Annotated in this window: 15 protein-coding genes and 2 pseudogenes; 2 read left to right on the top strand and 15 right to left on the bottom strand. The window is 41.3% G+C overall.

Features of this window, described 5'->3' with window-relative positions:
* Nucleotides 1–6: 6 nt before the first annotated feature.
* From QM351_RS04920 to QM351_RS04955, 8 genes and pseudogenes are all read right to left on the bottom strand, one after another.
* A complete protein-coding gene (locus QM351_RS04920) occupies nucleotides 7–654 on the bottom strand; it encodes a DUF1803 domain-containing protein (RefSeq protein WP_023918819.1) in 648 nt (215 codons plus the stop codon).
* A 190-nt stretch (nucleotides 655–844) separates the two neighbouring features.
* A complete protein-coding gene (locus tag QM351_RS04925) occupies nucleotides 845–1423 on the bottom strand; it encodes a TetR/AcrR family transcriptional regulator (protein ID WP_070595302.1) in 579 nt (192 codons plus the stop codon).
* Nucleotides 1423–2124, bottom strand: coding sequence for an MBL fold metallo-hydrolase (locus QM351_RS04930; RefSeq protein WP_023918823.1), 702 nt, complete (start codon nucleotides 2122–2124; stop codon nucleotides 1423–1425). The genes QM351_RS04925 and QM351_RS04930 overlap by 1 nt, the downstream gene beginning before the upstream one ends.
* A 222-nt stretch (nucleotides 2125–2346) precedes the next feature.
* Nucleotides 2347–2859, bottom strand: coding sequence for a YiiX/YebB-like N1pC/P60 family cysteine hydrolase (locus QM351_RS04935; protein ID WP_414326792.1), 513 nt, complete (start codon nucleotides 2857–2859; stop codon nucleotides 2347–2349).
* A 63-nt stretch (nucleotides 2860–2922) separates the two neighbouring features.
* Nucleotides 2923–3858, bottom strand: coding sequence for a manganese-dependent inorganic pyrophosphatase (locus QM351_RS04940; RefSeq protein WP_003005572.1), 936 nt, complete (start codon nucleotides 3856–3858; stop codon nucleotides 2923–2925).
* A 124-nt stretch (nucleotides 3859–3982) separates the two neighbouring features.
* Nucleotides 3983–4777 carry a pyruvate formate-lyase-activating protein gene (gene pflA, locus QM351_RS04945; protein ID WP_003005017.1) on the bottom strand — a complete coding sequence of 265 codons (795 nt, stop codon included), beginning with the start codon at nucleotides 4775–4777 and terminating at the stop codon, nucleotides 3983–3985.
* A 212-nt stretch (nucleotides 4778–4989) separates the two neighbouring features.
* Nucleotides 4990–7299, bottom strand: a complete 2310-nt coding sequence (locus QM351_RS04950) for an endonuclease/exonuclease/phosphatase family protein (RefSeq protein ID WP_414326794.1) — start codon at nucleotides 7297–7299, stop codon at nucleotides 4990–4992.
* Nucleotides 7300–7428: 129 nt separating this feature from the next.
* Nucleotides 7429–8193: pseudogene (locus tag QM351_RS04955) on the bottom strand (alpha-amylase family glycosyl hydrolase); the annotation flags it as partial.
* On the opposite strand from QM351_RS04955, the pseudogene treR reads away from it, so the two are divergent.
* A pseudogene (gene treR, locus QM351_RS04960) lies at nucleotides 8167–8745 on the top strand (trehalose operon repressor); the annotation flags it as partial. The pseudogenes QM351_RS04955 and treR overlap by 27 nt on opposite strands.
* A gap of 180 nt (nucleotides 8746–8925) precedes the next feature.
* Here the strand turns inward: treR and QM351_RS04965 are convergent.
* The 6 genes from QM351_RS04965 to QM351_RS04990 form a co-directional block, all read right to left on the bottom strand.
* Nucleotides 8926–9729, bottom strand: a complete 804-nt coding sequence (locus QM351_RS04965; protein ID WP_003005034.1) for an ABC transporter ATP-binding protein — start codon at nucleotides 9727–9729, stop codon at nucleotides 8926–8928.
* Between the two features lie 9 nt (nucleotides 9730–9738).
* Entirely contained in the window at nucleotides 9739–10632 is an 894-nt protein-coding gene (locus QM351_RS04970; RefSeq protein ID WP_414326797.1) for an ABC transporter permease, read from the bottom strand.
* A 10-nt stretch (nucleotides 10633–10642) separates the two neighbouring features.
* The gene (locus QM351_RS04975) at nucleotides 10643–11620 is read right to left on the bottom strand and encodes an ABC transporter substrate-binding protein (RefSeq protein WP_037608032.1); all 978 of its coding nucleotides are present in this window, start codon (nucleotides 11618–11620) and stop codon (nucleotides 10643–10645) included.
* A gap of 408 nt (nucleotides 11621–12028) precedes the next feature.
* Complete coding sequence (locus QM351_RS04980) at nucleotides 12029–13378, bottom strand: hemolysin family protein (protein ID WP_414326799.1); 1350 nt, start codon at nucleotides 13376–13378, stop codon at nucleotides 12029–12031.
* Nucleotides 13379–13493: 115 nt separating this feature from the next.
* A complete protein-coding gene (locus QM351_RS04985) occupies nucleotides 13494–14975 on the bottom strand; it encodes a M protein trans-acting positive regulator PRD domain-containing protein (RefSeq protein ID WP_414326801.1) in 1482 nt (493 codons plus the stop codon).
* A 137-nt stretch (nucleotides 14976–15112) separates the two neighbouring features.
* Nucleotides 15113–16240: an AI-2E family transporter gene (locus tag QM351_RS04990; RefSeq protein ID WP_195424099.1), complete on the bottom strand. Its 1128-nt coding sequence runs from the start codon at nucleotides 16238–16240 to the stop codon at nucleotides 15113–15115.
* A gap of 74 nt (nucleotides 16241–16314) precedes the next feature.
* On the opposite strand from QM351_RS04990, the gene QM351_RS04995 reads away from it, so the two are divergent.
* Entirely contained in the window at nucleotides 16315–17106 is a 792-nt protein-coding gene (locus tag QM351_RS04995; protein ID WP_195424097.1) for an ABC transporter ATP-binding protein, read from the top strand.
* A 211-nt stretch (nucleotides 17107–17317) separates the two neighbouring features.
* Here QM351_RS04995 and QM351_RS05000 read toward each other — a convergent pair whose 3' ends face one another.
* On the bottom strand, nucleotides 17318–19372 hold the full coding sequence (locus QM351_RS05000; protein WP_414326804.1) for a cation:proton antiporter: 2055 nt from the start codon (nucleotides 19370–19372) through the stop codon (nucleotides 17318–17320).
* Nucleotides 19373–19379 lie beyond the last annotated feature (7 nt).

A 19379-nucleotide genomic window follows, 5' to 3' on the forward strand; every position in this document is an offset into this window, starting at 1 on the left:
TGTTTATTATTTGATAAACATCAGTCTTTCCTTGTCCAAGTCCACTGCTAATTCATATTTGCCTTCAGCATTTTTGCGGATATAGCCTAAGACTTCTAAACTATCGACAAAGATGTCCTTGCGCTTTTGCTGGACTACTTCTTTTTTGAGGAACTTGAGCAAAAAGCTGGTCATATACTTGAGAGCATACTCAGGATTGACATCTCCCAAGATAGCATAGAGCTTTTCTTGCTCCTCCGTCAATGGATATTGGTGTTTCACCTTGTAGAAGTAATTGGAAAGGGTCTGTGCATTTCGCGCAAAGTCCGTCTCCTCCACCAAAATCGCTTCATTGGTACTATTGCGAAGTTCCGTTTGGAAGATCCTGGCTTTTAATTCTTGATAAACTGCACTGTCCTCTCGGACAAAGACCTCCTGATCCAAGTCAACAAGATCAGCTGACTCCAAGAAGGGCAGGTTGAGGGTGTAGCGTTTATTTTCTCGAAGTATGAAGCCCGCTTTGATATATTCCTCCATCAGCTTATCCACTGGTTGATCCGGAAATTGGGCCTTAATTTGCCGCAGGATCACATCGTCATGCTGATCCAAATAGTTGATCAAGTCCTTGAAAAATGGCTGACGTGTCAAACGTGTGGGATTAATGATTGTAATCATAAATAGGTCTCGTTTACTGTTTTATCGGTTCGTTCTTATTGTAACATAAAAATTAGTTTAAGCGAAATCAATACCAAAGGACAAAATCTTCAATTTATGGATAGGCAGACAAGAGGGGAAAATAAGGCAATAAAAGAACTTAGTCTTTTCAATCCAAGTTTACTGTAGAAGCCCCATAAGTTATTCCAACTCATTTCATTTCTATTATTTTAAAAGAAATAAAATCAGTCAGTAGTTGCTTAATGCGTTCTGGACATTCTTCATTGTCCCTACTGTAGATACTCACTAAGCCATGTAAAAAAATAAAGATTCCACTACGAATATTTAGCGCTTCTGCATCAGATAAGTCTTTCGGTAAAAAGACATCAATAGCTTCTTCCAATAAACGATAACTTTTCATTCTCAATTGCATCAACGGTTGCGAACAATCGCCTGAATCTTCATGCTCTCCACGGTAAAAAATCAATAATTCATAAAAATTACGTTCTCTAAACCCAAAATCCACGTATGTTTGACAGATTTGAAGCAGTCGTTCCTTATCATTCTGCTTGGAATGACTGATTTCTAAGCAAGTATGATAGAGGTGAGTTAACGGTTTTTCCGCTACTGCATATAATATATCCTCTTTCTTTTTAAAATACTGATAAATAGCTGTATGTGAACATCCTGCAGCTTGAGCAATCTGCCTAATTCCCACCTTCTGGTAAGGTTCTTTTCGGAAAATTTCCTCTGCTACTCTGATAATTCTGGACCTTGTATCCTTTGCCATTACAAACTCCCTTTAAACCCATCCGATGCCTCAAAATCTCGTACTGCATCTTTTACCTCACTACCATGACAAACACTAACAAGTGCCTGTGAATAATCCTTGAGAATTCTTTCACCACTAGCTAAAGCCTGTCTCATATCTGCTGTATATCCTTTCATTGGTGGACGCAACTTTCCATTTCTCGTAGCTGTAAAAAGATCTCCAGCAATTAAAACTTGATCCTCTTCATGGTAATAAACAACATGACCAGGGGAATGACCAGGAGAAAATAGTGGTTTTAGTCCTGCACTACTTATCAAGTCTTGACCTTCTTGACTTTCAACAGTTATAAAAGTAGCCGGATCAAAAATCACTTTTTCCGTCTCTTTTCTATTAGGAAAAGGTTCTTTGCCTGAAATATAGGGGAATTCCTTCTCACTGATTAAAGTCGGGATGTTCCCAAAGTGCTGTCTAAGATAGGGCAAACCTTTGATATGATCTGGATGTCCATGGGTCAGAAAAATTGCTTCAATTTTTTGTGGGAGTAAAAACTGGGCAGCGTACTTCTCCATTCCTCGCATTCCCGTATCAATCACATAAAAGCGACCAGATGATTCAACTAGCCATATGCTGACAACAAAAACACCCAATTCGAACTCAAACTTTCTTATATGTGGACTGATTTGTTTTGTACGTGTTAATAAACGATACAAGAAAGACATATTTACTTCCTCCTTTGATTTCCATCAAAAACTAACCAGTGGTTAGTTTTTTTGTGAAGTATATCATATTTTATCTGTCTAAACAAGAAACATCCAGAGGATATTAGAAAAAAATACAACTTTTACAAGTTGTATTCGAAGGTAGAACATATTTTTAAAATATTATTTTTCTTTAGTTTGATGTAACTCTTATAAACTGTATCAAAGATTCAGATTGTTGTTTCATGAATCCAAATCATCCAAATACCTTTCTTTAAACTGTAGCTGTGGTGATTGGGCTAACTGACTCGGGTTGGTCCCGGGCTGATCTAGAGGAACGGCTAGGCCAAGCTCCTTGTAGTAATCCAGCCAGAACGGACTAATCTCCTGCTCCTTATCTCCAAACTTCATTGGAATGGTATCAAAAATAGGAAGAATTTCTGCTACAAACTGGGAACAATAGAAACCATCTCCATCTGGATAAAAGGAAGCATTGTAGGGAGAACCCAAAAGGTTTTCCGACAACTTTTTGACCTCTTTGAGATCGATTTTCGGATAGCGATAAAGGTCATAGACTTTTCCAGCTTCGAAGAATTCCTCAGGGGCCTGGGCAATGACACCGCCTTCCGTAGTTGCATGATAGGCCTGTCCGTCCAAAAAGATAGCCACGTGACTGTAGTTACCTGTAGAAGCCTGGATAGCCTGCCCCATTTCTGTATCTTCTCTCACAAAAATCAAATCGCCATTTTCTAACATACTTCTCTCCTAGCAAAAAAGGAGCCGAAACTCCTTTTTAACAATGGGCATCCCCATCTATGATTATGCATTAAAGCTTTCAGTCAATTGTGGTACCACTTGTTTCTTACGTGAAACAGCACCTGGAAGGAAAGCGTGGTTGTTTTCAAGTTTGAAGTTGAAAGCTGCTTCTACCTTGTCCATGTTGGCACCAAGAGCCAAAATTTCTGAGTTTGAGTTGACGATGTCTGTAATCATCAAAACAAAGTCAGAGTAGCCGTTAGCTGCATTGGCAGCTTGGATAGCTGCTTCGATTTCAGCTTGGCGTTCCAAAACTTCCGCAATATCAACTGTGTTCACTTGAGCCACACGAACGTTGTTTCCGTTCAATTCAAAAGTCTTAGCATCGATATCGATCAATTCTTCTGCTGATTTGCTTGCCAAGTTAGTACCAGCCTTGAGCATGGCAAGACCGTATTCTTCTAAGTTGACACCAGCCAATTCAGCCAATTCAGGCGCAATCACTTTATCAGATGGGTGTGTTGTTGGAGATTTCAAAAGAAGAGTATCTGAAATCAAACCTGAAAGCATCAAACCTGCCAATTCTTTTGGCACTGCTACACCGTGTTCTTTGAACATGCGGTAAACGATAGAAGATGCTGATCCAACTGGTTCCAAACGCATGTAAAGTGGGCTAGCAGTTTCGAAGTTAGCCACACGGTGGTGATCCACTACACCATAAACTTCTACTTCAGCAATATCTGAAACAGATTGTTGGAATTCATTGTGGTCCGTCAAGATGACTTGTTCTGCACCTTCTGCTTTAGCTGATGTGATGACGCGTGGTGCTTCCACACCAAAATAGTCCAATACGAAAGCTGTTTCTTCATTTGGAGTTCCAAGAGCCACTGCTTCTGTATCCAAACCATAAGCTTCTTTTGCAAGATAAGCAAAAGCTACAGATGAGCCGATAGCATCTGAATCAGGATTTTGGTGACCAAAAACGAGAATTTTTGACATGTTTCTACCTCTTTATTTCATTTATAGATTCACTCTATTTTAGCACGTTTTGCCATTTAAAGAAAGGGAATAGTTGTGCATTTCAATAGAAAAGACAGCTGGAGTGACCAACTGTCTATACTTTTTATCCTTTGACCCGTTTCAGGTAATCTTGGTAACTTTCTGTTTCCATCAAATCTTTTGCATTTTGGACACGTTCTTTTGTCGGTGGTTTCACACCCTCCAACTTGTACGGAATGCCCAATTCACGCCATTTGAATTCCCCCATAGTATGGTAAGGAAGGATCTCAAATTTATCGACATTTTTAAGGGTTTTAACAAATTTTCCAAGTTCGATCAAGTCATCATCTCGGTCTGTCAAACCTGGCACCAAAACGTGACGAATCCAGACTGGTTTTCCAATATCAGATAGGTACTTGGCACAAGCTAGAATCGTTTTATTGGTATGGCTGGTCACAATTTTGTGACGTTCATCATTGATTTCCTTGATATCAAGAAGCACCAAGTCTGTCACTGCCATCAAGCGGTCAAATTTTTCCAAATAACGAGGCGTATTCCGGAAAGGAAGAGCACAGGTATCCAAAGTACAATGAATGCCCAACTCTTGAGCCTTGGTAAAAAGTGCAATCAAAAAGTCAATCTGCAAGAGGGCTTCTCCACCACTGACAGTGATTCCCCCTTTTTCGCCCCAAAATCCACGATAACGGAGGGCTTCTTCTAAGACATCATCCACCGTCCGCTCACGGGACTTGTTGGTTTCCATTGCCCAAGTATCTGGATTGTGGCAGTATTGACACCGCATTTGACAGCCTTGAAGGAAGACAATAAAGCGGATCCCAGGTCCGTCTACTGCACCAAAACTTTCTGTTGAGTGTACCATTCCTGTTACTTTTCCATAGTCAACTGTTTCATTTTCCATTGAGGAACCTCTTCTCTTGAAAACGTTTTATGATTTTATTATAACACGATTCCATCTATTTTAAAGAGTTTAAGCTTCTTTTTGAAAAGAAACTGTTCTTTTCAGTAGTTTTCATTGTCCTAGTACAGTTTCCAATATGGGACTATCTGTCCTGTATTTTAGGAGAAAAAAAGAGCCAGCGACTCCTTTTTTAGATCTTTCTTTAGAAAACGTTAGTAAGTCTTTTTCTTCTTATACCAGACAAGACTCATCGTAGCTATTGCCACTCCAAAAAGAGCTAGATAGCTTGTTTCTTGTCCAGTAGATGGGAGGATTTTCCGTTTTCCTGGTGTCTTCGTTTCTGTTGCTGCCTCTTCCTTGTCGTCTTGCTTCTCATCTTCGTTCTTGCCCTTCTCTTTGCTTTCAGATGGTGAACTCTTTTGTTCATTGGCTTGAGCCTGATGAGGGACTAGTTGAGATCCTGTATTCGATGAGGAAGGGATGGTTTGATCCGTTGGTTGTCCTGTATTCCCTTGTTGATCATCCGTCGGCGTTCCTGGAGTTTGTGCTCCACTAAAGTCGATTTGGACCAAGACAGGATCATGGTCTGATGCACGACCATGTTCCTTCATAAAGGAAGCATTGATATGGACGGGTTCAAACCTTGCTTTGGCTGCCATGTTGTTTGAGATAAAAATGTTATCCAAAACTTGATTGCTTCCACGGTAGAAATAAGAATAGCGATCGCCTGCATCATGTTGAGCCATTAAGTTGGTTAGTTCACTACCCGCAAGGATCTGTGCCGTGGTTGAGAAATCGTAGTCATTAAAATCACCCGTCAAAACAAAGGTGGTCTTAGGATTTTGCTTCAAGCCTTCTTGAACGAATTGATGGATGACACTGGCTTGTGCTTCACGAGTTGGCAAGGTATGTTCCACTGCTGGTTGACTTGCACCATAAATAGCATCATCTCCGATTTTTGATTTCAAGTGATTGGCAATCACCACAACTGGTTGGCCCTTGAATTCAAACTCAACAGCTAAAGACTTGCGAGTATGATCAAACGATGGGTCATTTGGGGCAATACGAGCTGGATTTTTAACCAGGTGTCCCTTGTCAAATTGCGCTGCCTCGTTGCTAGTTGCTGCCTCTTTTTTGGCTAAGGTTACGAGTTCTGGATTGTAGAGGATTCCCAAACGAATATTGGAACCAGGCTTTCCTCCGTCAGCGCCATCTACTGGAGCAACCTCCGTATACTCATAGCTCTTACCCCCCAATTCCTTGATCCGATTGGCTAGTTTGCGTCCACTTTCAACACCACTGGTCGTTCCGTCATCCACACTACCATTATTGTCCTGCACTTCGATCAAAGTAATGATGTCTGGATTGTGAATTTCATGGATAAAGGAATTGGCAATCAGCGTCACCTTATCCTCTGGGGTTTCATTTTTGGCATTGTTGGCCGAGAAATTTTCAATATTGTAGGAAGCGATGGTCAGCTTGTCCTCACTTGGTTGCGTTTGAGCTGCTTGACGCTGCAAGCCACCATCTTGGACCGTCAACTGTTGAGTGGGCTCTAATTTATAGAAGCTATTTCGATACGTTACCACTCCTGTCACATCTTCTGTAAAGTAATCCTTAGCTTTTGCGACAAACTGATTCCCAACATAAATCGGGATCGTCGCTGTATTTTGCGCATGTGGCCGTAGATTCAGACCTCCAATATTGTTTAAAGGAAGACCTGTGAAATCTTCTCCCAAGACATAGATATCTCCTTTGTACTGGGGACCAAGGACATGCGGTTTCTTCACCACCGTGAGCATTCCTTCCAGGCTTTCCCAATAATCGAGGGCATCGGTTTCTGGAGCATAAGCAGTCGGATTAGGCTTCACATCTGCTGGCATGCCCGCAGTGATATTCACAGCTTCTGGAAGAGGGGCTGTCCCATCTTTTGTGATCCAAGCATCGACCAGCATGGTCACTGTTAAACTATTCGTTGGTTCCTTAAAGGTCTTCCCTGCTCCCAAGGTAACCTCTTCCATATAGCCTTCCTTGACGGTACCGGTGATTTTCACCTTGTCGCCGACTTTCACCTTGTATTTGGAAACAACATAAATCCCATCTGAAGTCCGACTATTGCCATCCGATTCAATATCTTGGGCATAAAAACCATAGCGGTCTGTCTTGGTCACCACTGCATTTTGGATGGCCACTTTTTGGCCTTCCAGTGGAGAGCGTTGCGCTTCCCCTTGAATGTCCCCGATCTTAACCGTTTTCTCCTCAGTATCGTCTGAGGAACTGCTAGATGTCTCTTCTTTATCACTTGAAGCTCTCGTCGTAGCTTCTGTAGTTGTTGTTGTAGCGGAAGTCGAATGATTTGTCGAGCCTTCCTCGCTACTAGTGTTCGTCACAAGCGCTGGCTCTGAAGTCGAAGCTGTGGTCTCGTCTGCAACTACCGTGAGGGCACTGCTAAAGACCCCCAACTGACTAGCCAATAAGGTGGCTACTCCCAGTAGGCGAATCTTTTTACCGTTTTTTCTCATGCGTTTCTCCATCCCTAAAAAGTTTTCCTCTTTTATTATAAGGGAATGACTTTGCATTTTCAAGCGCTTTCAAAAATATTTTTCAAAAAGAAAAACACTTCGACCCAAAAAGATCGAAGTGTCAAGAACTTAAGCTAAAATTGCCAGTGTCTGATACGGTTTCAGAATTACTTTTTCAGAAAGCTTTACATTCTCATAGTTGGACAAGAGCACGCGCCATGCTTGGTAGTCTTCTGGAATCGCTACTTCAACTTCACTTCCATAGAAATGATTGAGTACCAAGAGTTTTTGACCGTCTAAGTGGCGTTCAAAAGCATAGACTTCTTGACTATCTTCCAGTGCTGGCTGGTAGCTTCCTTCTGAAATGATCCGCATTTCTTTGCGCAAGCGAATCAATTTTTTATAGAAGGTAAAGATTGGTCCATCCATCTCCTTTTCAACGTTGAAGTCTTTATAGGACTTCCCAACTTTCAACCATGGCGTGCCTGTTGAAAAACCGGCATTTAGAGAAGCATCCCATTGCATGGGCGTACGTGAATTATCACGTGACTTAGCTTGGATAATCTTGAAGGCTTGCTCAGGTGACTTGCCTTGGTCCAAGAGCATTTGGTAAGCATTGATGGACTCCACATCCACGTAATCTGCCATCGAATCATAGTCTGGATCAATCATGCCGATTTCTTCCCCCATATAGATATAAGGGGTCCCACGTGACAAGTGAATGCTAGCTGCGAGCATGGTCGCTCCTTCATTGCGGAAGTTCTTGATATCTACAAAGCGATTCAAAGCACGAGGTTGGTCATGGTTATTCCAGAAAAGGGCACTCCAACCACCACGTTCACTCATTTCCTTGCCCCAAGTATGATAGAGACGTTTGAGCTCTTGCAGGAAGAAGGCTTTATCGAGACTGTTCAAGGGATGGGGTCGCAAATTTGTAGGCAAGCACACTTTGACTTCCCCGTTTCCCAATTAACCAGCTATCAAGAAATCGTCAAAGCTTCTGGTCTTCGCTCAGAAACCAATGTCATTCGTTTGGAACAAATCAGTATCGATGAAAAAGGAGCTAAAAAGACAGGTTTCCCTCTTCACCGTTTGGTTTGGAAAGTAACCCGGCAACGGGTAGTGGATGGTGTCGCTTCTGTCTTAGATATTGATTACCTAGACAGAGAGCTGATCCCTGGCCTGAGCAAGGAAATTGCCCAGCACTCTATCTACCAATATATAGAAGAAGACTTGAAATTGCAGATTGGCTATGCCAAAAAAGAAATCTTGATTTCACCAATCGATAATCGTGACAAAATCTTATTGGATCTTGGAAAAGACCAACACGTGGTGACGGTCCGTTCCCAGGTTCACCTAGCAGACGGACGGCAATTCCAATTCACCGAAAGCCGGCACAAATTAGACAAATTTCATTTTGTCGACTATGCAGAGCGGAGGAAATAAAGGAGGCTGGGACAAAAGTCCTAGCCTCTCAATTGTTTTTGGATTGTCGAGCAAGACGCAGTGGTTGAGTGGGCTCTACTACGCTGATTTCATCAGCTTTTACAGCCCTACTCAACTGTGCGGAGGTGGGACGACGAAATCGAATTCTAACGAATTACCGATTTCTGTCCCACTCTCATTTTATCCTAATACCAATTCATCACTAACCAGGGTTTCGCCACTGTTTTGTTGGAAGAGGCGCATCAAATCTTCAACTGTTAGATTTTTCTTTTCTTCTCCTTTGACGTCGACAACGATCTTGCCTTGGTAGAGCATGATCAAACGGTTGCCGTATTCAATTGCATGGTTCATATCATGCGTAATCATCAAGGTTGTCAAATCATGGCTTTCCACGATCTTTTGTGTCAATTCCATGACCATTTCACTAGTTTTAGGATCGAGCGCTGCGGTATGTTCATCCAGAAGCAAGAGTTTTGGTTTGACCAAGGCTGCCATGACCAAGGTCAAAGCTTGACGTTGCCCACCAGACAAATATTGGGTATCCACCTTGAGACGGTTTTCTAAACCGATATTCAGTTCCTTCAAGGCTTCACGGAATAATTCGCGATCTTTCTCTCGAACTCCCCAGCTCAAACCACGAGATTTCCCCCGACGTTGGGCAATGGCCATATTTTCTTCAATGGTCAAACGGGAAGCTGTCCCCATTTTAGGATCTTGGAAGACACGCGCAATATCTTTCGCACGCTTACGAACACTCGTATTTTTGATAGAGTTACCTTCTAGCAAGATATCTCCTTCATCTACGACCAGATTTCCTGCCAAGATGTTCATCAAGGTTGATTTCCCAGCTCCATTTCCACCGATGACCGAAATGAAGTCCCCTTCTTCTACTTGGAGATCCAAGCCTTTTAAGACATGGTTTTCATTGACTGTTCCTGCTTCAAATGTCTTATGAATACCTTCAATTGATAATAATGTTGCCATACTTTTCTCCTACTTATTTCCTAACTTCAATCCACGAACACGAAGACGTTTTTGCGCCTCAGGAGCGAACAAGACAATCGCGAGCAAGATCGCATTGAAGAGACAAACCATATTTTGATCGAGATTTGGGATCTCGTAAATATTTAAGATAATCAAACGGTACACAATAGCTCCAACCCCGATGGAAAGCAAGCGCCAACCAATGGTCAATTCGTGGATCAAAACTTCAGCGATAATCACCGCACTCAAACCGACTACGATCGTCCCTGTACCAGAAGTCACATCTGAGAAACCATCATTTTGTGCAAACATGGCTCCACAAAGGGCAATCAAGCCATTGGAAATCATGTAGCCCAACATCTTCATGTTATCTACATTGACCCCATTGGCCTCACTCATTGGAATGTTATCACCAGTCGAGCGCAAAACCAAGCCAAGTTGCGTCTTCATTAAGAGGGTCAATAAGATACAGACGATGATCAAGCACGAAATACTAATCAAAAAGACAGCTTCTTCATTGGACAAGCCCAATTTCATGACACTTTTGAAAATGGTACTGGCATCGCCAATAGAGAGGTTGGGTACTCCCCCCATGATTTTAATATTGATAGAGTAGAGACCGGTCAAAGTGACAATCCCTGTCAAGAGGGCTGGAATTTTCATTTTTGTATGGAGAATTCCAGAAACCAATCCTGCGATCATCCCTGCTAGGAAGCCCAACAAGGTTGCAAGCCAAGGGTTTCTTCCTGCTTGAATTTGGGAAGCTACAACTGCTGCCCCAAGTGGAAAGGCTCCTTCTGCCGTCATATCGGCAATATCTAAAATTCGAAATGTTAAGTAAACACCGATCGCCATGATCGACCACAATAAACCTTCTGATAAACTTGATAAAACGAAATTCATCTCAAACCTCCTATTTTTCTACCTTCAACGAGCTAATATCAATTCCAAGCTCTTTAGCCATCTCTTTATTGGTGTGCAATTCTAATTTTTCAGGTGTTTCAACTGCGACTTTTCCAGGTTTCTCGCCCTTCATGATGCGAATAGCCATCCGAGCAGCTTGTCTCCCCAATTCCTCATAATCGGTACCAAAGTTGTACAAACCACCAGTGGCCACCATCTCAGCAGATCCACCAAAAACGGGCACCTTATGGCTGATAGAAACCTGTTTGACAGTGTCCATTGTAGAAGAGATAATATTGTCCGTCGGAACAAAGACGATATCTGCCTCTGACATGATGCTGTCTGCTGCAGCTTTCACATTGTTACTATCTAGAATTGTTTTTTCAACCACTTGATAGCCTTTAGCTTCTAGGATCTTCTTCGCATTGTCTTTTTGGACGACGGAGTTAGGCTCACTTTGCGTATAGAGAATCCCAACTGTTTTCGCCGTTGGAAGCACTTGCTTAATCATGTCTACCTGTGTAGCGATCGCATCTTCTGACTGGTCACTTGTCCCTGTGATATTGCCACCTGGTTCTTTCAGGTTTTTCACCAATTTCGCTGCCAAAGGATCTGTGACAGCTGAGAAAACAATAGGTGTTGATTTAGTGGTATTAGCCAAACTTTGTGCAGAAGGGGTTGCAATCGCAAAGACTAGATCACTTTCTTCTGCCAATTGTTTAGAAATATTTTTCAGATTTCGTTGCTCCCCTTGAGCATTTTGGAAATCGATCTGAATATTTTTCCCATCTACATAGCCCTCTTTCTTCAACTCCTCGATAAAACCTTTTCGTGTCGCATCAAGCGACTTATGGGTGATGTACTGGGAAATCCCAATTCGAAAGACATTGTCTTTTTTAGTATCCTTTAGGTGGTGTAAGGTCACCAATGATGTTAACAGAAGTCCTACAACCAGGACAGGTGCTAGCAATTTTTTCACTACTTTCATTTTTTGACTCCTTTTCTTCAAAATAAACAAAAAATCCGCTTAGATGATTCTCTAAACGGATGCTTGAAATTCTCCAACAAGTTACAAAACCTCGGTCCATTTAGATACTAGCTCTATGGACCATCATCAAAAATCTTAGCCACATAGATACAAACAAATTGCTTGGGTTGTTTGCATCCATGAGATCATGTCTACAAACACTATCTAAAGTAGCTAAAGTAAAATTTTTGAGTTGAAATGGCTTGTTGCTTCATGTTTATTTTCTGCTTTCTTTTTTTATGGGTATTATCTTACCTTAATTTTTTTTGGCTGTCAAGACTATTTCAGAAATTTTTGAAATTTTTTGAAAATTCAACTGGTCCTGACAAGAAAAAAACAGAGGCTGGAACACGTCCAGGCCTCTATTTTCTAATCTTCTTTTGATTTAGTTTCTTCATCTTCCTCGACGATTTCAGAAATTTCAACTTTCACCTTGGTCACACGACCATTTTTTACTTTGTCATTTGTCAAAATGAGGTGTTTCTTTTGACTATCGACTTCACAGCTGAGTCGCTCTTTCAAGGTTGGAATTCGCCCAACCTCTGTCAGATAATACCCTGCAATGGTATCCACATCATCACTTTGCAACTCAACATCAAAATATTCGTTAAAGTCATTTAGTGACATGGCTCCTTGTACGACATAGGTATTGTCCGCAATTTCAAAGACATCAATTTCTGCTTTGTCAGTCTCATCGTCAATTTCACCAACGATTTCTTCCAAGAGGTCTTCAAGAGTAACCAAACCAGACATCCCACCATATTCATCAAGCAGAATGGCCATTTGATTTTGGGTATTGCGCAATTCCTTCAAAAGATCATCCACAAAAATAGTCTCTGGAACAAACAAAGGTTCTTGTAAAATCTTTCTTAAGACAATATTATCAAAGCCATTGATAAATCCTTCGTTCAAGAGACGTTTGGTATGGATGAGACCGATGACATTGTCCTTGTCATCATCATAGACAGGAATCCGTGAAAAGTTTTGCTTAAGGATACTTTCAATGATTTCTTTAGTATCATCATTGATATCAACCATGAAGGCATCTGTCCGTGGCACCATGACTTCACGCGCTACCATTTCATCTAATGAAAAGATCCCTTGGAGCATCTCAATCTCGTCCGCATCTAGTGTTGCTTCACTATTGGTCAGCATATACTCGATTTCATCCCGCGTCATCTTTTCATCCGGATCATCGAATTCCATTGGCGTGATACGGCTCAAAAGGTTGGTCGACGCTGAAAGCAACCAAACAAAGGGGCTAACAATTTTTCCTAATAAAATGACAATCGGAGCTGTTCGAACAGCTAACTCATCTTTCAGGTTCATAGCGATTCGTTTCGGATAGAGTTCCCCAAATACGATCGAAATATAAGTCAAAAACGCTAGAGATAAAAAGCTTCCAGCTGCAAGAGCCGTTTTAGTATTGCCCATCCATCCAGCAATAACATGACCAAGGCTATCTGCAAGACTCGCCCCAGATAAGATGGTAATCAAGGTGATCCCCACCTGAATAGTGGATAAGAAATGGTTGGGCTGTTCCAAAACGCTAAGAAGACGAATGTATTTTTTATCCCCTTCTTCTGCTTTTTGCACTACACGAGAACGATTCAACGATACCATTGACATTTCGGTTGCCGAGAAAAAGGCGTTCAATAATGTCAAAACAATCAATAAAATAAATTCCAGTAAAATTTCCTGACTGCCAGGGTCTTCCATGGATAATTTCCTCCAGTATATAATATTGTATATTATACCACAAAATAGGAGAGCCTGCATTCTTCTATAAAATTTTCTTTTTTTACCATCAAAAAATCAGGAACAAGTCCTGATTTTAGTGTTCTGCACTGGTAAAATCATAAAAGAAGGCATTGAGTTTTTCAACCAGCTCAAGCGATGAGAGACTACTTGTACAAATAAATGGTTTTTTCTTTAATTCAGGCATCATAAAGTTGGCCACCACCACATCTGCATCCGAAGCTTCAATATCATCTACTGTCAGATTGTACTTGATCATCTGCGTAAATTCAAAGTTATCCGTACAGTAGAAATCAAGGAAATCGATCATGGATTTGGCATGGTGATCGTCAAAACGACTGATAATCAAGACCTTAATGGACTTCCGACGGCGCAATAACTGCGGTAAGAGACGTTCCCAGTGAGTATAGACCGTATAGATCATGTGCTTGATGATCTCATCATTCAGATCATGCTTCATGGTCTTCATATAAGTGATGATATGCTCCTTCAAATCATCATAGAAGGCTGGGAAGATGCTCATGAAATCTTCGTTGGTATTGGTCTTGGTATCAAACAAGAGAAACTCAGAGAATAATTCCTTCCGATCGAGATGAGACGTGTTATGGACATGCATCAACATCTCATCAAGATTTTCAATGTCTAAATCATAGGTATAGCATAGATCCTTGAACATATCTTTGATGAGTCTAGTCGATTCTTTGGCATAAGGATCCGTTTCTGCAGCTTCGATCAAGCTTTCTGGACTGAAATAGAAATTCTCTTGAATAAAGATAATAAAGAACTGTTCCAGCACTTTTTCATTCAACTCGACACCCAACTGCAAGCTAAAGTAGCGCAACATCTCCTCGACATTGGTCACCCCTTGATACTGGTCCTTATACACATCATAGTTCGTTGGCATGTCGATGAAGTAACCTTGCTTAATCCGTGACAAGTAGACTGTCAAGAGAACTTTATAAGACCTGAGTACAGAGAAGGTCAATGGATAGCCATAGAGCTTGAAGAAGAAGGTGATCAAATCGGTCACGGCCTCTTCCTTAAATTCTGGGAAAGGCCACTCCATATAGTAATAACGTTCCGCAAAATACTGGGCATAGAAGAAACGAACATCCACTTCATCCCCGACAAGATTCAAGGGTTTCAAATCAATCTTTACATTGTATTTTGTTTGAAGCTTCTGATTAATCGTCCGAATCAAGCGGTAGAAAGACTGGTAACTCAGATCAAACTTTCTGCAAATATATTCATTGGAAACATCCTTGTGGAAGAAGAGGTATTCAATCAAGGCGAAGGCTTGTGATTCTTTAAAAAAGTGATGGTAAATCACCTCAAGCCCAACCGAATCCTCATAACTGATCTTGATCCCATTGGTAGAGGATTCAATTAAAAAGTCATCAAATGTACTACGAAGATTAGACAAATCTTCTTTTAACGAACGTTCTGTACAATCCAAACGCTTGGCCAACTCTTTCAAGTGGAACCATCTTTTTTCCTTAATCAAGATTTCCAACAATTGCAATTGACGTCTTTGTTTTTTCGATAAGAGCAGTCTCATCTTTCCCTACCTAATTTCATATTTTCTTTCAAAATCACTTATATTTTAACACATTTCATAGCACTTGTTGACTTTTTTCCAGCATTTTTCAAAAAAATGTACAAAAAAGACTCCAAGGCCCATATAGGCGCTAGAGTCTAAGATTTATTAATGATGCCAAATTCTTCTTTTTTCTTCTGTTCCTTAGCAGCACGATGGTTATCATAAAGATTCACCAAGAATTTTACAATTTCTTTTCCAATCGAATAGACTGGAATCGCGACGACCATTCCGATAATTCCGTAAATATTACTTGAGAGCAATAAGAGAACCATAATGGTAATCGGGTGAACCTTCATCACGCCTCCAACGATACGCGGATAAAGAATATTGCCATCGATCTGCTGGATAATCAACATGTAAATGACTGCTTTGATCATCATATCCATATCGGTAAAAGCATAAGTGATGATCATCGGAATCAAACCGATGGTTGGTCCTACATAGGGAATCAAGTTAGCCAGCCCAGAAAAGATGGCAAAGACCAAAGCGTACTTCAATCCAATAAAACTATAGCCAATGTAGGCTAGTGTCCCAATGATCAAGGCATCGATTGAAATACCACTAATATAGCGGGAGACCGTTTCATTCAAACTAATCAAGAGGCTTGAGATATGGAGTTTGTCATTGCGTAAAATGGTCCGCTCTAGCATGGGCAATAACTTCTTCCCATCGATCAAGAAATAAACCAAGAAGACGGGGGTCATGATCAAAATAAAGACCGTATTGACAATGGTGTTAACCACACTTCCCAAACTGTTGGTCACACTATTTAAGAGATTTTGTAGGATATCCATATAAGAGAGATTCAACTGTTGAATCGTAGATTGGATATTTACATTCTGGAACAAAGGATTGGCCGAAAGTTTTCGAACCAAACTTTGGACTTCCCAGTATAGTCCTTGAGTTGAATTAATCAAGCTGGTTAACTGATTGATTAAGATTGGGAGCAGATAAAAGATCCCTAGACCAATGATCCCAAACAATAGTACTAAGGTGATCAAAATCCCAAACACACGCTTGATTTTTAAGTGTTTTTCTAACAATTCAACAATCGGGTTGGTGATATAGTATAAAAAACCTGCAATTAAAAATGGTAAGAGGATGGTATTCAGAACAGATACAAATGGAGAAATTAAAGTCCCCATTGATTTCCAAATATAGAAAATCACCGTCAATAATAAAATTTCACATGTCCAGAATAACAATTTACTATTTCGAAACATTCCTTACCTCCTGTTTTCTATTCTACCATATTTTATGATAGAATAAAGGAGATTTTAATCAAAAGGATGAAGTTATGAATAATTTGATTGAACTACAAGACGTCAATTTGATCCGCAATGGAAAAGCCCTTTTAAAAGAGATTAACTGGCAAGTGAAAGAAAATGAATGCTGGGCGATTTTAGGCCTCAATGGAGCAGGAAAATCGACCCTCCTCAAACTGTTGATGTCTGAATACTGGGCTAGTTCAGGACAGGTTACGGTCCTTGGAACTCGCTTTGGAGAAGGTGGGATTCCTGAGTTACGGAAGCGTATTGGGATCGTTAGCTCCTTTATTTCAGAAAGACTACCAGAACATCTTTTGACAGAACAAATTGTCCTAACCGGTCAATACAAGAGTAGTATTTTATATGCTGCATACGGGGAGGAAGAACTAAACTGGGCACGGGATATGCTGACTTCGATTGGAGCTAGCTCTTTGATCGGTCGCAAATACCGGGAGCTCTCCCAGGGAGAAAAGCAGACGGTCCTCATTGCACGAAGCCTCATGGACCAGCCAGATCTGATCATCTTTGACGAAGCTTCAAGTGGATTGGATCTCTTTGCCAGAGAAAAGCTCCTCCGTCAGATCCATCACATCAAACAACTGGATCACGCGCCAACCATGATCTACGTCACCCACCATGCAGAAGAAATTACAAAAGATATGACCCATGTGCTCCTGCTCAAACATGGCCAAGTGGTCGAACAAGGGCCAAAGGAAAACATCCTAACTCCTCATGTCCTTAGCCAGTTTTACGAAGCACCAGTATCCCTTATTGATCTAGGCGATGAGCGACTCTTTGTCAAACCAGAAATCGCACACTGAAAAGAAAATGAATAAAGCAAAAAGAGAGTGGGACAGAAATCGGTCATTCGTTAGAATTCGATCTCGTCGTCCCACCTCCGCACAGTTGAGTAGGGCTGTAAAAGCTGATGAAATCAGCGTAGTAGAGCCCACTCAACCACTGCGTCTTGATCGACAATCCAAAAATAATTGAGAGGCTAGGACTTTTGTCCCAGCCTCTTTTACTCTTATCTCAACGATTCCGTGCATACTCGATTAAATCGTATGGAAGAGTGTTGGCACTTTCTCTTAGGGAGTAGCTTTCTAATTCATTGACATTTTGACGCATGCGACGCGCTTGCTTGGCGGTAATCAGGTATTGCGCTTCGTATTCAAAAATAATCTTACGCTCCAAATAATAGCCTCTCAACATTTCATCGATATTATTTGGTTTTACCCGGTTAATAACCCGCTCCACAAAGGCTCCACTAGTAATAATAGCCGTCTCTCTCAGACGAGATTCTTGCAGGTAAGAGATCAAACTGCTCCGATAAACCCCTTTGAGGTCTTCCAAACTTTCAATGATGATTTCCGTATTGGCCAAATAAAGGGCCGCAATCTGGTCATAATCAATGGCTTCTAACTTTCTATCTTCTCGGTTCCACCAAGTTCGAAAGCCAGAACCTAGTGTTAGGATTTCATGGACCAGCAAACGCAAGATGCGGAAAGAAACCAAGAGGTAGTATGTTAGACGAGACGAAAGGTTGCGATTGACCCGTTGCTCCATATTACGAAGATAGCGTTGGTAGACACGGTAGCCCCGCTCGCGCATCTTTCCTTCTTCGTAGGCTTGTTCCAAGCCGTCACTTTCAATACTCAAAATCAAGAGCTTCAGCTGTTCCCAGTCCTTTTGAATGAGCTTATTTTCTTGGCTTAGAATCAAATTTTCAATCCGACCATGATAGTTATCAATCGCCGCATACAAGGGCCCCTTGTGCTTACTATTCTTTAGGTCTGCTTCTAATTCCATGACGACATCATTTAAAATCGCGATCTGCATCAGGTAGTTATTGGTTTCTTCCTTATCTTCTGATAATTTTGGAAGCACCACTAAGCCAGCAATAAAGCTGACAAGGGTAACTCCTGCCACTAAAAAGAGTAGGACGGGGTATTCTTTTTCGATTTTGGTTGGAATCAAAAGGATCGTCGCAATCGAAACTGTTCCCTTCACACCCGAAAAGGTCAGCAATAAGGCATCTTTCAGATAATTTCTCAATGATTTTTTTAGTCGAACCGTTCGGAACCAATAAAAGAGGTAAACCATGACAAAACGAATTAAAAAGAGCAAGGTAGTCAAAAGAAAGACAGAAAGAACTAAAAGAAGATTGTTGTAAATGGGACTACTTAAGATGGGCTTGGCGATCATTTCTAGTTCCATTCCCAAAATCACAAAGACCGACCCATTTAAGATAAAGTTGACCGTATTCCAGACGGTATGGCTCACAGTATCCACCCGGGCTTCAAGAAGGGTAATGTGCTTAAAGCGACTAGCTTTTAGGATCCCTGACACGACCACAGCGATGATACCAGACACATGGAGTTCTTCTGCTAAGAAAAAAGTCAATAACGGGAGACTCAATTCTAATAACAATTCACTGGCAATATCACTAGCGCGAACACTCAAGAGTAAGGTTTGCAGCCAACGGTTCACAAAGGCCGTCAAGATCCCTACTGCAAATCCTCCTATAATGGAGATTCCTAAGGAAATCCCTGCCTCTCCAAGGGAGAAACTTCCGGTCGCAAGGGCTGCCAAGGCCACTCGAAAGGCAACTAGACCTGAGGCATCATTTAATAACCCTTCTCCTTTTAAGATATTCGAAACCCGCTTTGGAAAGGTAAAGCGCTCAGACAGGGAAGCAAAGGCTACTAAGTCTGTTGGACCTAGAGCTGCCCCTACAGCCATACAGGCTGCTAAAGGAAGGCTCAGCCACAAGGAGTGAGCTGCCCACCCCAAACTAATGGTTGAGATAAAAATCACTGGAAAAATCAAATAAAGAATAATACGCCAGTGCTTTAAGACAGAGGTAATATCTGCTTCTTCCGCCTCTCGAAATAACAGAGGGCCAATGACCAAGGCCAGAAAGAGCTCTGTATCCAGATGAAAATTTTCTTCTGGGACAAAGAGGGCCCAAACGATCCCTAGTAAGATTTGAATCAAAGGCAGAGGAAGGCTCGGCACAAGTTTATTGGTGACATTTGAGACGATCAAGATCATCGAGAAGATCACTGCATAAAGGAGTAATTCCATCTTCCTC

Origin of the sequence: Streptococcus parasanguinis (assembly GCF_047465465.1) — a bacterium.
In the GTDB taxonomy this organism is placed as follows: Bacteria; Bacillota; Bacilli; order Lactobacillales; family Streptococcaceae; genus Streptococcus; species Streptococcus parasanguinis_AI.

Bases quoted from the DNA above. Each gene is read 5' to 3' on its own strand.
- QM351_RS04920 (WP_023918819.1), bottom strand. From the start codon at position 654: ATGATTACAATCATTAATCCCACACGTTTGACACGTCAGCCATTTTTC.
- pflA (WP_003005017.1), bottom strand. From the start codon at position 4,777: ATGGAAAATGAAACAGTTGACTATGGAAAAGTAACAGGAATGGTACAC.
- QM351_RS04930 (WP_023918823.1), bottom strand. From the start codon at position 2,124: ATGTCTTTCTTGTATCGTTTATTAACACGTACAAAACAAATCAGTCCA.
- QM351_RS04935 (WP_414326792.1), bottom strand. From the start codon at position 2,859: ATGTTAGAAAATGGCGATTTGATTTTTGTGAGAGAAGATACAGAAATG.
- QM351_RS04985 (WP_414326801.1), bottom strand. From the start codon at position 14,975: ATGAGACTGCTCTTATCGAAAAAACAAAGACGTCAATTGCAATTGTTG.
- QM351_RS04940 (WP_003005572.1), bottom strand. From the start codon at position 3,858: ATGTCAAAAATTCTCGTTTTTGGTCACCAAAATCCTGATTCAGATGCT.
- QM351_RS04995 (WP_195424097.1), top strand. From the start codon at position 16,315: ATGAATAATTTGATTGAACTACAAGACGTCAATTTGATCCGCAATGGA.
- QM351_RS04990 (WP_195424099.1), bottom strand. From the start codon at position 16,240: ATGTTTCGAAATAGTAAATTGTTATTCTGGACATGTGAAATTTTATTA.
- QM351_RS04950 (WP_414326794.1), bottom strand. From the start codon at position 7,299: ATGAGAAAAAACGGTAAAAAGATTCGCCTACTGGGAGTAGCCACCTTA.
- QM351_RS04970 (WP_414326797.1), bottom strand. From the start codon at position 10,632: ATGAATTTCGTTTTATCAAGTTTATCAGAAGGTTTATTGTGGTCGATC.
- QM351_RS05000 (WP_414326804.1), bottom strand. From the start codon at position 19,372: ATGGAATTACTCCTTTATGCAGTGATCTTCTCGATGATCTTGATCGTC.
- QM351_RS04975 (WP_037608032.1), bottom strand. From the start codon at position 11,620: ATGAAAGTAGTGAAAAAATTGCTAGCACCTGTCCTGGTTGTAGGACTT.
- QM351_RS04980 (WP_414326799.1), bottom strand. From the start codon at position 13,378: ATGGAAGACCCTGGCAGTCAGGAAATTTTACTGGAATTTATTTTATTG.
- QM351_RS04925 (WP_070595302.1), bottom strand. From the start codon at position 1,423: ATGGCAAAGGATACAAGGTCCAGAATTATCAGAGTAGCAGAGGAAATT.
- QM351_RS04965 (WP_003005034.1), bottom strand. From the start codon at position 9,729: ATGGCAACATTATTATCAATTGAAGGTATTCATAAGACATTTGAAGCA.